At 69.8% G+C, this 13,851-nt stretch carries 13 protein-coding genes; 6 read left to right on the top strand and 7 right to left on the bottom strand.

The window, feature by feature from the left end; genetic code table 11:
- Positions 1 to 85: 85 nt before the first annotated feature.
- From ACZ5WG_RS40300 to ACZ5WG_RS40290, 3 genes are read right to left on the bottom strand one after another with little or no spacing between them, the layout of a single operon-like run.
- Entirely contained in the window at positions 86 to 1,141 is a 1,056-nt protein-coding gene (locus tag ACZ5WG_RS40300; protein WP_468729626.1) for a tartrate dehydrogenase, read from the bottom strand.
- A gap of 57 nt (positions 1,142 to 1,198) precedes the next feature.
- A complete protein-coding gene (locus ACZ5WG_RS40295) occupies positions 1,199 to 2,092 on the bottom strand; it encodes a LysR family transcriptional regulator (RefSeq protein WP_468729625.1) in 894 nt (297 codons plus the stop codon).
- A 3-nt stretch (positions 2,093 to 2,095) separates the two neighbouring features.
- On the bottom strand, positions 2,096 to 2,992 hold the full coding sequence (locus ACZ5WG_RS40290) for an MBL fold metallo-hydrolase (protein ID WP_468729624.1): 897 nt from the start codon (positions 2,990 to 2,992) through the stop codon (positions 2,096 to 2,098).
- Positions 2,993 to 3,054: 62 nt separating this feature from the next.
- Here ACZ5WG_RS40290 and ACZ5WG_RS40285 point away from each other — a divergent pair, with 62 nt between their 5' ends.
- The gene (locus tag ACZ5WG_RS40285) at positions 3,055 to 4,572 is read left to right on the top strand and encodes a carboxylesterase/lipase family protein (RefSeq protein WP_468729623.1); all 1,518 of its coding nucleotides are present in this window, start codon (positions 3,055 to 3,057) and stop codon (positions 4,570 to 4,572) included.
- On the opposite strand, the gene ACZ5WG_RS40280 is transcribed toward ACZ5WG_RS40285, so the two are convergent.
- Positions 4,569 to 6,638 (bottom strand): ATP-binding SpoIIE family protein phosphatase, encoded by a 2,070-nt coding sequence (locus tag ACZ5WG_RS40280; protein WP_468729622.1) that lies wholly within the window; start codon positions 6,636 to 6,638, stop codon positions 4,569 to 4,571. The two genes, ACZ5WG_RS40285 and ACZ5WG_RS40280, sit on opposite strands and share 4 nt — an antisense overlap.
- A gap of 254 nt (positions 6,639 to 6,892) precedes the next feature.
- Here ACZ5WG_RS40280 and ACZ5WG_RS40275 point away from each other — a divergent pair, with 254 nt between their 5' ends.
- From ACZ5WG_RS40275 to ACZ5WG_RS40260, 4 genes are all read left to right on the top strand, one after another.
- Complete coding sequence (locus ACZ5WG_RS40275; protein WP_468729621.1) at positions 6,893 to 7,945, top strand: type III polyketide synthase; 1,053 nt, start codon at positions 6,893 to 6,895, stop codon at positions 7,943 to 7,945.
- Between the two features lie 20 nt (positions 7,946 to 7,965).
- A complete protein-coding gene (locus tag ACZ5WG_RS40270) occupies positions 7,966 to 8,529 on the top strand; it encodes a cupin domain-containing protein (RefSeq protein ID WP_468729620.1) in 564 nt (187 codons plus the stop codon).
- A 29-nt stretch (positions 8,530 to 8,558) separates the two neighbouring features.
- Positions 8,559 to 9,734: a cytochrome P450 gene (locus tag ACZ5WG_RS40265; RefSeq protein WP_468729619.1), complete on the top strand. Its 1,176-nt coding sequence runs from the start codon at positions 8,559 to 8,561 to the stop codon at positions 9,732 to 9,734.
- A 106-nt stretch (positions 9,735 to 9,840) separates the two neighbouring features.
- Positions 9,841 to 11,529 carry an SWIM zinc finger family protein gene (locus ACZ5WG_RS40260; RefSeq protein ID WP_468729618.1) on the top strand — a complete coding sequence of 563 codons (1,689 nt, stop codon included), beginning with the start codon at positions 9,841 to 9,843 and terminating at the stop codon, positions 11,527 to 11,529.
- 94 nt (positions 11,530 to 11,623) lie between these two features.
- Here the strand turns inward: ACZ5WG_RS40260 and ACZ5WG_RS40255 are convergent, their stop codons facing one another.
- Positions 11,624 to 11,989: a hypothetical protein gene (locus ACZ5WG_RS40255; RefSeq protein WP_468729617.1), complete on the bottom strand. Its 366-nt coding sequence runs from the start codon at positions 11,987 to 11,989 to the stop codon at positions 11,624 to 11,626.
- Positions 11,986 to 12,249, bottom strand: coding sequence for a hypothetical protein (locus tag ACZ5WG_RS40250; RefSeq protein ID WP_468729616.1), 264 nt, complete (start codon positions 12,247 to 12,249; stop codon positions 11,986 to 11,988). Before ACZ5WG_RS40250 ends, ACZ5WG_RS40255 begins: the two co-directional genes overlap by 4 nt.
- A gap of 255 nt (positions 12,250 to 12,504) precedes the next feature.
- On the opposite strand from ACZ5WG_RS40250, the gene ACZ5WG_RS40245 reads away from it, so the two are divergent.
- The gene (locus ACZ5WG_RS40245) at positions 12,505 to 13,020 is read left to right on the top strand and encodes a SixA phosphatase family protein (RefSeq protein WP_468729615.1); all 516 of its coding nucleotides are present in this window, start codon (positions 12,505 to 12,507) and stop codon (positions 13,018 to 13,020) included.
- Positions 13,021 to 13,077: 57 nt separating this feature from the next.
- Here ACZ5WG_RS40245 and ACZ5WG_RS40240 read toward each other — a convergent pair whose 3' ends face one another.
- On the bottom strand, positions 13,078 to 13,542 hold the full coding sequence (locus ACZ5WG_RS40240; protein ID WP_468729614.1) for a hypothetical protein: 465 nt from the start codon (positions 13,540 to 13,542) through the stop codon (positions 13,078 to 13,080).
- Positions 13,543 to 13,851 lie beyond the last annotated feature (309 nt).

Here is a 13,851-nt window from a genome sequence, read left to right as displayed (position 1 = left end):
TCGGCGAACGTTCGGCAGAGGCCCCGATCACCGGCGAGATCGCGATCAGCCCCGTGTCCGGGGTGCCTGGCCCCCGCGCCCCCCGTCAGAGGTTCTGGAGGATGGCGGACGTGAACTCGGCGGTGGAGGCGGAGCCGCCGAGGTCGCGCGTGCGCACCGGGGTGGTGGCCAGGACGCGGGCGATGGCGTCGGTGATGTCGGCCGCGGCCGCGGGGTGGCCGAGGTGGTCGAGCATCATGGCGGCGGACCAGATCGAGCCGATCGGATTGGCGATGCCCTGCCCGGCGATGTCGGGGGCCGATCCGTGGACCGGCTCGAACATGGAAGGGTACGCACCCTGCGGGTTGAGGTTCGCGGACGGAGCGATGCCGATGCCGCCGGCCACGGCCGCCGCCAGGTCGCTGAGGATGTCCCCGAAGAGGTTGGACGCGACGACGACGTCGAAGCGTGCGGGGTCGAGGACGAACTTGGCGGCCAGCGCGTCGATGTGCTCCTGGTTCCACTCGACCGTGGGGTGCTCGGCGGAACGCTCGGCCACCAGCTCGTCCCAGAACGGCATGGTGTGCACGATCCCGTTGGACTTCGTCGCGGACGTGAGGGGACCGCCGCGCCGTTCGGCGAGGCCGAAGGCGAAGTCGAGGAGCCGGGTCACCCCCGCCCGCGTGAACACCGCTTGCTGCACGGCCATTTCATCGGGGAACCCACGGTTCATCCGGCCGCCGATCTCGCTGTACTCGCCTTCGGTGTTCTCCCGGACGACCACGAAGTCCACCTCGCCGGGCACGGCCGCGCGCACGGGGCTGGGAAGACCGTCGAACACGCGGATGGGGCGGAGGTTGACGTACTGGCTGAAGGCCCGGCGGATCGGGATGAGCAGCCCCCACAGCGAGACGTGGTCGGGCACACCCGGGTAACCGACGGCGCCGAGAAGGATCGCGTCATGACGACGGAGCTGCTCCAGTCCGTCCTCGGGCATCATCGACCCGAGGCGGAGGTAGCGCTCGCAGGACCAGTCGAACCGCTCGTAGGTGAACGTGATGCCGTGGCGCGTCCCGACGGTGTCGAGGACCTCGCGTGCCGCCGGGAGGACTTCGGCGCCGATGCCGTCACCGGGGATGAGGGCGATGCTGTGGTTCGTCATGGCTCGAATTCCAGCAATCAGGGGCCGTCCGGGTCCAACACGCATTCCCGATGTGCCTCATAGGCTGGTCCTATCAGCCGGTGGGGCTGCGATCTCCAGGAAGGCACGGGCCGCCGGCGTCAGCTGCCCCTTGCGGCTCACCAGGACGTTGTGCTGGACGCAGGCCGGTTCCAGGTCGAGGACGAGAGCTCCGGCCCGCTGGGACAGGTCGGCCCAGGATTCCGTCACGACCGCCAGTCCGACACCCCCGAGCACCAGGGGCAGGAAGGCCATGCGGTGTTCGGTCTCCACTGCGATGCGGACGTCGATGCCCTGTGCTTTCAGGTCGTCGACGTATGCACGGATCCCGGTCCCCCGCTGCCCCACGATCAGCCGGTGCCCTCGAAGCTGCTCGGCTTGCACCGCCCGCCCGGGCGGAAAGGGGCCGTCCATCGGGGTGACCAGGACGAGCCTGTCGTCTCCGACATGGTGCGGGACGACGTCCCGACTCGGCAGCGGCGACGAGGTGATCAGCAGTCCGAGTTCGCAGCCTCCGGTGCGCACCATCTCGACCACGGCCTCACGGGTGAGGGCTACCCGCAGGCTGAGCGATACCGCTGGATGGCGCTCGGTGAAGCACTGGACCATGGTGCTGAGGGGTCCGATGGTGGGTGAGGCCATCGCGGCGATCTCCAGGCGCCCACCGCGCAGTTCACGGACGGCACCGACGCTGGCCCTGGCCAGCTCCAGCGCGTGCAGGGCCTCCCGCGCCCGTGGAACCAGTGCGGTACCGGCCTCGGTCAGGACCACCCTCCTGCCGATCCGATGGAACAGGCAGCCGTCCACGTCGCGTTCCAGGGCCTGAATGGCCTGCGACAGGGACGGCTGCGACACGTAGAGTGCCGCGGCGGCGCGGTTGAAGCCACCGTGGTCCACGATGGCGAGGAAGTACGTCAGCTGCCGGAAGTCCACGGTTCAGCGTAGGCCGTCCGCGACGAAGCGCACGGTCCCGTCACCACCGCGCCGGAGCAGGCCGGCGGTGGGGGCGGGGAAGTGCGTGCCGATCACGAGCGTTCCCGTGTCGGCGTACCGCTCGACGAATGCCCGCCGGGTGGCAGCGGCCTGCGCCGGGTCGGTGTCGGCGAGGCCGGCCACATCGGGTTCGATGAACTGCACCGGGTGGTGCACGAGGTCACCGGTGATCACGGCGCGTTCCGCACCGGATTCGACCACGACCGCGACCTGGCCCGGGGTGTGTCCGGGAGCGGCTTCCAGGCGCACACCCTCGCACACCCGGTGATCGGTTCCGACGAAGTCGACGAGACCCTCATCGATCAACGGCTGCATGGTGTCGTGGAGGTCTGCACCCGCCTCGTCCGCCCAGTGGTCCCATTCCACTCGTGTGACCAGGTGACGTGCACGTGGAAAGGTCGGCACCCACTTTCCGTCCACCAGGCGCGTGTTCCACCCGATGTGGTCGAAGTGAAGGTGGGTGCACACCACGGTGTCGATCGATTCCGGAGGGTAACCGAGGGCAGCGAGGTCTTCGAGCCACGCGGTGTCCAGCATGCGCAGGAAGGGCACCGATGCCCGTGCGTTGCCCACGCAAGTGTCCACGAGGATCCTGCGCGTACCGGTGTCCACGACCAGCCCGTGGACCGAGAGCACGAAGGTGCCGTCCACCCCGCTGAAGTCGGGAGCGGGCCACGGATACCTCTTCAGGAGCGCGGTGTCGTTCGTCCGCAAGGCCGCCGTGACAAGGACCGGGAGCTCCACCTCCAGGACTTTGTGAATCGCCGTCGTTCCGATACGCCACGTCGCCATGCGACCCTCCACACCAGCCGGGGATCGAATAATATTGACGATCGCCACAGGAGCGCAATATTTTGGAGTGGCCCCAAGATCCTCGATCCCGGTCTGGAAGGACGCACTGGATGGGTTTCGCTCAGGACCGCACCGCGCCCGTCGTGAACACTCGCTCGGGCACGGTCCGCGGCGTCGTCGAAGATGACCTGACCGTGTTCAAAGGCGTGCCGTACGCGGCGCCGCCCGTAGGACCCCTCCGGTGGCGCCCCGCGCAGCCGCATCCAGGATGGAGCGGCACCCTCGACGCGACGAAGCACGGCCCCAGCTCGCCGCAGGCCGTCCGCGAGGGCGACCCGATACTCGGCGGCCACGGCCTCCCGCCCTTCGACGAGGACTGTCTGACGCTCAACGTGTGGACGCCCGGCACCGACGACGCACGCCGTCCCGTCCTTGTCTGGATCCACGGCGGCGCCTTCATCTCCGGGTCCGGGGCGATGCCCAACTACTCCGGCGAGACCTTCGCACGGAACGGCGACCTGGTGGTGGTGAACCTCAACTACCGGCTCGGACCGCTCGGCCTGCTGTCCTTCGCACCGGACGGCAGCGCCGAGTGCCGCAACGTCTGGCTCACGGACCAACTCGCCGCGCTGCGCTGGGTCCAGGACAACATCGCCGCCTTCGGCGGGGATCCCGGCAACGTCACCGTCGCCGGCCAGTCCGCCGGCGCGCTCTCCACCGCGGCACTCGCGGCCCACGCAGGTGCGGCGCAGGCAGGTGCGGCCCCGGCAGGTGACGGCCGCCTCTTCCACCGGGCCATCCTGCAGAGCGTCCCGCTCGCCATGCCCCTCGCCACGCCTGCCGAGTCCCTGGCCCGCACCGCCGCCTATCTGGAGATCGTCGGCGCCAAGGACGAGGACGAACTGCACGCGATGCCGTGGCCGCGACTGGTCGAGGCCACCGCCGGACTCCTCACGGCAACCATGGAATGGGGACACTGGACCGCGCCGTTCATGCCGGTGCTCGACAGCAGGACGGCGGCGCAGCAACCCGCTCTGAACCTGCTCGACGGTCCGGGCGCGGACATCGACGTCCTCATCGGCTGGACCGGGGAAGAGTCCGCTTTCGCCTTCGCACTGGGCGAGACGTACGCGTCGGCGACGAAGGAACAGGTGCTCCGCCGGGCACGGGACAGCTTCGGTGACGGCGCGCCCGAAGCGTACGCGGCATACGAGGCCGCCCGCCCTGGCGCACGGCCGGTCGACGTACTCATCGACCTGAGCACCGACGAGCTGTTCAGGAAGCCCACCCTGGCGTTCGCGGAAGCGCGGGCGGTACGGGGTCGCCCCGTCTGGGCGTACGAGTTCGGTTTCCCCACCCCCGCGCACGACGGCCGCCTGGGCGCACCGCACTGCCTGGACCTGCCGTTCGTCTTCGACAACTTCGACAAGTGGTCGCACGCGCCGTTCCTTGCGGGAATGGACACCGGAACCAGGAACGGCCTCGCCAGGACCGTGCACCGGGCGTGGATCGCGTTCATACGCACCGGCGACCCCAACCACCCGGCCATGCCGCGCTGGGAACGGTACGACCGGAAATCCCGCACCACCATGCGCTTCGACACCGTCACCACGGCCGTTTCACGCTAGACGAGAGGCCCGCCTATGGGCTGCTCCGTCCAGATGGTCTTCCCGGTACCGGTGAACCGGCAGCCCCAACGGTCGGTGAGCTGGGCGACGAGGAACAGGCCACGCCCACCCTCGTCCGTCTCCCGTGCACGACGCAGGCGCGGCTGAGTGCTGCTGGGGTCGGACACCTCGCAGACGAGCACCCGGTCGCGGATCAGCCGGAGCCCCACCGGTCCCCCTGCGTAGCGGATCGCGTTCGTGACGAGCTCGCTGGCGACGAGCTCCGTCACGAAACTCAATTCGTCCAACTGCCAGCTGGACAGCTGGCCCACCACCAGCTCACGGGCGTGCGCGACGAGGGACAGGTCGGCTTCGAGTTCCCACTCGGCGACCTGGCCCGACGAGAGGGCGCGGGTGCGGGCGAGCAGCAGGGCGGCGTCGTCGGTGGGCCCTTGAGGAAGCACGCTGTCGAAAACCCTCTGGCCGATCTCGCCCAGCGGCCGGCTCGAGTTCGCGCCGGCGAGCGCGCTCCTCAGTCTGTCCATTCCTTCCTCGATGTCGCCGCCGCGGCTCTCGACGAGCCCGTCCGTGAAGAAGGCGAGCATGCTGCCGGGCCGTACACCGAACTCCGTTACCTCGAAAGGCATTCCGCCGACTCCCAGGGGCGGCCCCGGCAACACGCCCACGAAGACCGGCTCCTCGCCGGGCGACAACATGGCCGGCGGCGGATGTCCCGCTGTGGCAGCGGCGCACTGCCTTGCCACCGGGTCGTAGACGGCGTACAGGCACGTCGCTCCGAGCACAGCCGTCTCGGAGCGGGAATCGCCGGTCATCTCCTCGCCGGAGAGACCGAGCACCAGGTCATCCAGGTGCGTGAGGAGCTCACCCGGATCCAGATCGAGGTCGGCGAGGGTCTGCACCGCAGTCCGCAGTCGCGCCATGGCCGCGGTGGCATCGAGGCCATGGCCGACGACGTCCCCGACGACGAACGCGACGCGCAACGACGGAAGGGGGATCACGTCGAACCAGTCCCCGCCGACTCCCAGGCCGCCGCCCGCCGGATGGTAGACGCCCACCGTCTCCGCGGCTGCGGAGTCCAGGGCCGAGCGCGGCAGCAGGCTTCGCTGCAGGGCGAGCGCCGACCGGTGCTCCTTGGTGTAGCGGCGCGCGTTGTCCACGCCGAGCGCGGCCCTGGAGACCACGTCCTGCAGCAGGGCGGCGTCCTGCTCGCCGAATGGGGAAGGCAACTGGCTGCGCCAGACCGTAACGCAGCCAAGGATCAGACCTCGCGCGTAGAGCGGTACGGCTATGGAGGAGTGAGCCCCGCTCGGGACGAACAACGGCAGGCTCGCCGGATCCACGCCGAGCTTCGCGCGCAGGACGGCGACGTCCGGCACCACCACGGGCAGCCCCTTCATGAGGGGACGCATCAGCGTACTGTCCGTTACCGGAGGAAGCGCTTCTCCCACCGCCAAGAGGTCCTCGGCGGATATCTCCGGGCTCTGCGCGGAAGCGGTCCGGCGCAGGCGGACGTCGCCGCTGGTGTCAAGGTGTGGGGGCTCGTCGCCCACCAGCACGGGCTCGGCGATGTCCACGGTCGCCAGGTCGGCGAAATCAGGGACGAGCAGATTCACGAGGGTCTCGGCCATCTCGGTCACGTCCAGGGAGGCGCCGATGCCCGCGGCGGCGGTGCGGGACAGCCCCATCCGGCGTCGCCACGCATCTCGGTCGGCCGCCTGCATCGCGGTTTCCGCCGGTGTGACCAGGGCGAGCCACTGCGCGTCAGCGCCGGAACCGCCTGGGGTGCGAGCTGCAAGCCGGACAATGGTGCAGACCAGGGGGACCTTCTGGCCCGCATGATCCATACCCGGAACGGTCACCAGGCGCCCGACCGCCTCCGCATCCGTTCCGGCTCGCGGTATCAGCCCCAGAAGGGGCGCACAGGTCTGCCCCGGCGAGCATTCCAGCAGCGTCACGGCCCACTGAGAACAGGCGAGGACCACGCCTGCGTCGTCCAGTACGACCGCTGCCGTTTCACTGACGGGCACCGAGGCCGGCCTCGGGCCACGATGCTCGGGTTCACGCATGTCTCCTCCACGCACCGTGACCTTCAGTATCTGCCCCGAGGGGAAACCCGGCGACCCGCAGAACGCGCCTTCGCCGGGCCGCCCAGCCGCCACCGCGTCCCCACGGCATCGGCTGGGGATGTGGCCGTGCCAGCTACCTCGGCCCGCTTATACGACTCCAGACGTACGAATGGGTGACCTGGACGGATCGTGATCGTTAAGGACGCGTCCGGGTCAGCGGAGGCACTCTCGTGCCACTGGGGTAGGGGTGTTGCATGGCGACCTTGTGTCGGCCGGCCGTGTCGGTTCCGGAATACGTCATCACCATGGAGGAGACGCTCGAGCTCGCACGCTCCCGTCATGCCGGCCATCCCCAACTGGGCCTCGCATTACGCCTGATCGAGAACACCGGGGTGCGGACCCGGCACCTCGTGCAGCCGATCGGTGAGACGCTCGCACACCCGGGCTTCGAGGAGCGCAACAGGCTGTATGCGGCCGAGGCGAAGGCCCGTGTACCGCTGGTCGTGCGGCGCGCGCTGGAGGACGGCGAGCTGCGGGCCGCGGAGATCGACGTGATCATCTATGTGTCCTGCACCGGCTTCATGATGCCCTCGCTCACGGCCTGGCTGATCAACACCATGGGATTCCCCTCCAGCACACGGCAGTTGCCCATCGCCCAACTGGGCTGTGCGGCGGGTGGGGCTGCGATCAACCGGGCCCACGACTTCTGCACGGCCTATCCGGGCGCGAACGCGCTGATCGTGGCATGCGAGTTCTGCTCACTGTGCTACCAGCCCACCGACATCGGCATCGGATCGCTGCTGTCCAACGGTCTGTTCGGCGACGGCGTGGCCGCCGCGGTGGTCCGCGGAACGGGTGGTCACGGCATCAGCCTGGAGCGCAACGGCTCGTACCTCGTCCCGGGGACGGAGGACTGGATCGCGTACGACGTCCGGGCCACCGGCTTCCACTTCCTGCTGGACAAGCGCGTGCCGGGCACCATGGAGCCGCTCGCCCCCGCGCTGCGCAGCCTCGCCGACGGACACGGCTGGGACGCCTCGGACCTCGACTTCTACATCGTGCATGCCGGTGGGCCGCGGATCCTCGAGGACCTGAGCACCTTCCTCCACGTCAAGCCGGAGGCGTTCCGCCACAGCCGGGCCACGCTCACCGAGTACGGGAACATCGCGAGTGCCGTCGTACTGGACGCGCTACGCCGGCTGTTCGACGAGGGCGGCGCCGCCGACCAGGCGCGCGGCCTCCTGGCCGGATTCGGCCCGGGTATCACGGCCGAGATGGCGCTGGGCCGCTGGAGCCGTACGCCGTGACCCTTACGGAAGGAAAGCCGATGACCGGGTACTCCCACACCGCCGCCCCGCCCGAAAGCGGTCTGATCGTGCCCCCGGGCGAAGGCCGTACCCTTCGTGCCGCCGCCCAGCATGTGACGTTCAAGGTGACCGGCGCGCAGTCGCGCACCGCATCGAGTTTCGAGGTGCTCGTGCCACCGGGTTTCGACGTCGGCGCGCACGTCCACGCGCGCAGCGAGGAACTGTTCTACGTCCTTGAGGGTGAACTCGACGTCCTCGCCTTCGAGCCGCGCGTGCGCACCCCGGACGGTTGGCGGGGATGGCAGTCCCCGAACGGGGAGCGTGTGGTCCGCGCCACTCCCGGCACGGTCATCGTGGTCCCGCCCGGCTGCCCGCACGCCTTCGCCAACCCCGGCGAGGTCCCGGCCCGGATGTTCTTCCAGTCGTCCCCGCCCCCGGACCACGAACGCTATTTCGAGGAACTCCTGGACATCCTGTCCGCCGACGGGCCCGTGGACCACGGTGCCATCGCCGCGCTGCGCCGCCGCTACGACATCGAGCAGCTCACGCCGCTGCGCCATGACCAGCCGGTGAGGCACCCGTGATGCACGACGCAACCGCCCCCTTGTACGAAGTGTCAGACCTGAGTGCGCTCGACTTCGACCCGTTTCTGCGCGAGGCCGCGCAGGCCGCACCGGTCATCCGGATCAGGCTGCCGCACGGAGCCCCCGGCGAGTGCTGGCTGGCGGCGCGGCACGACGCCGTCCGGTTCGTCACCTCCGACCCCCGGTTCAGTCGCGACATCGTCGGCCGACCGCTGCCCAGCATGAACAGGTACCTCGTCCCGCTGGACCGAGCGGTCAGCTTCGTCGACCCGCCCGACCACACCCGCATCCGCTCGGTGGTCTCCTCGGCGTTCAACCGCTTCGGCATGGCAGCCCTGCGTCCCCGCACCCAGGCCGTGCTCGACGATCACATCGACGCCATGGTCGCATCCGGACCCCCCGCCGACCTGGTCCAGCACGTGACCTCCCCCTTCCCCATGCATGTCATCGGAGCTCTGCTGGGTGTCCCGGAGGCCGACCGGCCGCGGCTGCGCACGTGGGCGGACACCATCCTGACCCGGGCCAAAGACGAAGCGGGCGTCGAGCGGGCCCGGCAGGCCAAGGAAGAAGCCGGCGCCTCCTTCCGCGAATTGGCCCGAGAGCGCCGGCGCCGGCCGCAGGACGACCTCATCAGCGAACTGGGAGCCGCAGTCGAGAGCGGCAGGATCGAGGAAGAAGAACTCCTCGCCCTGGCCACGCTGATGGGAATCAACGGCTGGCACGCGGTACGCAACCACACCTCCAACATGGTCTACCTCCTGCTCACCCACGACAGTCTGATGAGCCGGCTTCAGTCCGACCCGCAAGCCGTCCCGGCGGCCGTGGAGGAGCTACTGCGCTGGATCCCCCACAAACACGGCGTGGGACAAGCCCGCGTCGCCACCGAGGACGTCGAGGTGAGCGGCGTCCTCATCCGCCGCGGCGAGGCCGTCTACGTCTCCTACGTGGCAGCGAACTGGGACGAGCGGTGCTACCCCGCGCCGCACCGGATCGACATCGACCGCAAAGGCCCGCCCCACCTCGCGTTCGGCTACGGACCCCACCACTGCCTGGCACCATTGCTGGCCCGCATGGAAGCCGAACTGCTCCTGACCACCCTGATCACACGCCTCCCCGGCCTGCGCCTGGCCATCGATCCCGGCAAAGTCGTGTGGCAGAAGGACGCCCTCATCCGAGGACCCGTAGCCCTACCGGTCACGTGGTGAACCCCGCCCGGGAGACACTCACCACGCACTGCCCCGACGGGCCGCACGGCTGCCGGGCGAAGTCAACGTCCGGTGCTGAGAGTTCTCGTCCGGTTGAATGGATGCCGTGACGCATGCTCTGGGTTTCACCGAGGAAGACCTGCGCCGACTGGCGGGAGCCCGCTCCTTCGAGCGCGGGGTCGGCTGTCTGTCGGCGGTTTCCAGGCTGGAGATCGGGGACGAGACGATCACCGCAACCGTGCACGGCAACGACGCGTACGAGGTCGAGCTGACCGAGGACGAGGACGGCAGGCTCAGCGGCTGGTGCGACTGCCCGTACGGGCAGGAGGGCAACTTCTGCAAGCACTGCGTGGCGGTGGGCCTGGCCGTCCTGGGACAGGCCGGATCGGTGCCGCAGCACCGGTCGGCCGCCGCCTCGCGCACCCGCCTGCTGGACGACTGGCTGGAGTCCCGCACCCGCGAGGAACTGGCCGCTCTGGTAAGGGAACAGCTCGCCGGGGACCGTGGACTACGCCGCCGCCTCGAGCTGCGCGCGGCCACCGCCGGGGAGGACAGCGCCATCGTCCGGGAGCGCATCCTGAGCCTCCTAGACACCCGGTCCTTCGCCCGCTACGGCTACGTCGAGTACGCCGACGCCCACGCCTACGGGCAGCAGGCGGCGGAGGCGGTCACCGCCCTACGGGCGCTGACGGCGGCCGGCCGGGCCGCCGACACGGTGGAGGTGGCCCGCGAGGCCCTCCGGGCTCTGGGCCGTACATACGGGGAGATCGACGACTCGGACGGCCTGATCGGGGAGGTCGCCACCGGCCTGGCCGAGGCCCACCTGGAGGCCTGCCTGTCCGCCCGCCCCGACCCGGTGGAGACCGCCGAGTGGCTGGTGCACCACCTGCTGGATGAAGAGAACGACATCACGGACATCGACCTCTTGGACTACCGGGAGGCCCTGGGTGAGCCGGGCATGACTCGGGCGCGCGAAATGGTGGTCGCCGCCTGGCGGATCAACCCCAAGGCGTGGAACGAGAAGTACCTGATGGAGCGCCTCCTGAAGGCGGACGGTGGCAGCGTGGACGCGCTGGTCGCCGTCCACGCGGCGGACCTCGCCCCGAACGGCCACACCCACCTGGTGATCGCCCGGGAGCTGGAGGAGGCGGGCCGCACGGCCGAGGCCATGGAGTGGGCCGAACGCGGACTGCGGGAGACCGAGTCCGACCGGGGGCCGGATGACGAGCTGGTCGTCTTCGTCTGCGACCGGTACGCGCGGACCGGCCGCTTGGCCGATGCGGTCACGATCCGCCGGGATGTGCTGCGGGCCCACCCCTCCCTGGCCGCCTACCGGCATCTTCGCACCGCGGCCCGTACGGCCGGGACCTGGGAGGACATCGAGCGCGCGGGCGCCCTGGAGGTACTGAAGGCCTCCGACCAGCCGATGAAGGGCCGTTGGTACGGCGGCTCGGTGCTGGTGGACGCGCTCATGGACGACGCCGACCTCGAAGCCGCCTGGCAGGCCGCCGCCGACGGGTACGCGGACCAGCAGCAGTGGCTGGTCCTGGCCGACCGGATCCGCGACAGGCAACCGGCCGACGCGCTGGCCGTCTACCTGCGGCGGATCGAGCCACTGCGCAACGAGACCGGTGACCGTACGTACGAACGGATGGCGGAACTGCTGCTCAGCGCCCGGGCCTGCCACCGCACGCTGGGCACCGAGGCCGAGTTCGCCACCTACCTGGCCGCCCTGCGCGCCGACCAGAAACGCAAAAGGAAGCTGATGGCGACGCTCGACCGGCACGGACTGTGAGTGGTACTCGCATTCGGGCCTGCGGAGTTCGAGGCGGTGGCCGACCGGCAGGTCTGCGCCGCCACGCGGGCAGTGGGTGTTCGTGGTGGGTGGTTCAGCTCGTCCAGGTCTTGAGCTGAGCGGCGACGTCCCGCACCGGGAGCCCGTCACGTGCCGCGCGGGCCAAGGGGAGAACGGTGTCCAGGCCGGGACTCACCGGGAGACTGCACGCCGACAGGTAGGCCGCGGTCACTGTGGCCGCGAACAGCAGGTTCCTCGCCTCCAGGCTCGGGTTCCTCGCCAGCTCGCACAGCAGTGCTGCGGCCTTGTGATGGGCCTCCGGGTAGACCTCCTGGTCCAGGACCTCCGCTCGGTGCCGTGCTTCCGCCGCTACCGGCACCCCGTAGTCGACGACCTGGGGGTCCCCCGGGATCTGCTGGGCCACTGCCAAGATCCAGGCGAGGTCGATCCTGAGGTTCACGCGGCATCCCTCGGCGCAGCCTCCGCCGGCCCCGCCGGGAGACCGGGGTACCGGTCCTCACCGAACTCCGCCTCGAACTGGTCGGTGTACGAAGCCAGGAACGCCGCGGCGCCGGCCATGAAGGCGGCGCGTGACTCGTTCACGTCCTGCTCGATCAGGTCGGCCACGTACCCCTGCAGGCTCAAGCCGCGGCGCTTGGCCCGTTCCTCGGCGGCCGCCTTGACGGCCTCGTCCAGCCGGATGTTCGTCTGCTTTCCCATACCCACCACGATAGCTAGCCACTGATACCAGGTGTTAGCAGACGGGAGAACCGGTCACAGCGCTCGGCCGGCCCGGAGAGGGCAGTAGCGCGCCGCCGGCCAGGTTGCTCGCGCCCCGGCCACCGATTCCGGCCGCCGTCCTCCCACGACAGGCGTTTGTATAGGACCGCCGATGCCGGGCAGGTGCCTCACGCGGGAGAAAAGGGCGCGTGTACGCCCGAGCGGCCCGCGTGCCGCTTTCCAGGAGGTACGGACATGACGCAGAAGGAGCGCCGGATCGTGGTGGTCCGGCACGCCAAGGCGGTACCCAAGCACATCAAGGACGACTTCGACCGCGAGCTGGCCGACCGGGGTCGTCATGACGCCCAGCGGGCCGGGTGCCGACTCGCGCAATCCGGGGTCGGGGTCGACCTTGCCTTGTGTTCTCCGGCGCGGCGTACCCGTCAGACGTGGCAGTTGATGCTGCCGGAGCTGGCCGCGCCCCCGCCGACCGTCTACGAGGACCGCCTCTACCGCGCAGATACCGAGAGCCTGCTCTCCATCGTCGCGGAGACGGCACCGGGGGTGACCGGACTCGTCATGGTGGGACACAACCCGGCCGTGCACGAGCTGGTGACGCGTCTGTGCGGAGACGGGCCGCAGCAGCTCGTGCACCGGGTGCACTCGAGTTTTCCCACGTCGGCCTGCGCCGTACTGACCGTGGTGGGCGACTGGGAGGAGGCTGAGTGGGGTGCAGCGCACTTGGACGCGTTCTGGGCGCCAGGCGACTGAGCGTTTGTGCGTCTGGCCCGGAACCCCCTGGGTTCCGGGCCAGCGCTACGGGCGGTGTCAGCTCACGGCGGAGAAGACCTTGTCGAAGAGGTCTCCGTCCTCTTGCGCGTCGCTGCCGGGCAGGACTGCCCCGTCGGCGTGCTCGCCCTTCTCGCCCTTCTCGCCCTGCTCGGCGTGCTCACCCTGTTCGGCGTGCTCGAAGGCCACGGCGACAGCCGTGATGTCGCCGGCCTTCTCACCCGGGCCGGCAGCGACAACCGGCTCACCGCTGCACGTGGCGTTGTCGAAGAGCAGGGCGACCATGTCGGTGTCGTTGGCGATCTCCTGGACGGCGCCGTCAGTGACCTCCAACTTGTGGCACTTGCCCTCGGTCACGTCGCTGATCTGCGCGAGCTGGCGCTCTCCGTCCTTGAGGACGACATAGTTGAAGGCCTGCCCGTCGTCGGCGAACGCCTGAGCGCCGGCGGGGAGAGTGAGCGCGAGGGCTCCGGCAAGGGCGACGGCTGTGGTGCGAAGACGCATGTGGGATTCCATTCTTCCGCTTTGTGGATGCCGGTCGGCTGACACCCATGCGGAGCGTAGAAGTACGCCTCGCCCGAGAACGTGACCTGGCGATGGCGCGGTCGGAGATTCACCCGAGTTGCCCTGCCAGATCCACCCTGCCGCCTCGATATCACCCGTGAACCGGCCAAGGAGCGAACCCACCGGCCGACACCGTGAGCACGGTTGCGGAGTACTAGGTCGTGTCGTCAAAGTCCCGTCTGGCTGGCGGGGTCTGGCACGCACGCTCGCCGCGTTGTCGTCGGTCACCGACGCTCCGCGTCGCTTCCC

This window comes from Streptomyces sp. NPDC032745, assembly GCF_055579465.1.
Note: the sequence above shows the minus strand (reverse complement) of the source record. Positions and strands in the feature narration are given on the sequence as shown.

Excerpts from the sequence above, each read along its gene's own strand:
- ACZ5WG_RS40300 (WP_468729626.1), bottom strand. The coding sequence starts at position 1,141 with ATGACGAACCACAGCATCGCCCTCATCCCCGGTGACGGCATCGGCGCC.
- ACZ5WG_RS40285 (WP_468729623.1), top strand. The coding sequence starts at position 3,055 with ATGGGTTTCGCTCAGGACCGCACCGCGCCCGTCGTGAACACTCGCTCG.
- ACZ5WG_RS40280 (WP_468729622.1), bottom strand. The coding sequence starts at position 6,638 with ATGCGTGAACCCGAGCATCGTGGCCCGAGGCCGGCCTCGGTGCCCGTC.
- ACZ5WG_RS40275 (WP_468729621.1), top strand. The coding sequence starts at position 6,893 with ATGGCGACCTTGTGTCGGCCGGCCGTGTCGGTTCCGGAATACGTCATC.
- ACZ5WG_RS40270 (WP_468729620.1), top strand. The coding sequence starts at position 7,966 with ATGACCGGGTACTCCCACACCGCCGCCCCGCCCGAAAGCGGTCTGATC.
- ACZ5WG_RS40250 (WP_468729616.1), bottom strand. The coding sequence starts at position 12,249 with ATGGGAAAGCAGACGAACATCCGGCTGGACGAGGCCGTCAAGGCGGCC.
- ACZ5WG_RS40245 (WP_468729615.1), top strand. The coding sequence starts at position 12,505 with ATGACGCAGAAGGAGCGCCGGATCGTGGTGGTCCGGCACGCCAAGGCG.
- ACZ5WG_RS40240 (WP_468729614.1), bottom strand. The coding sequence starts at position 13,542 with ATGCGTCTTCGCACCACAGCCGTCGCCCTTGCCGGAGCCCTCGCGCTC.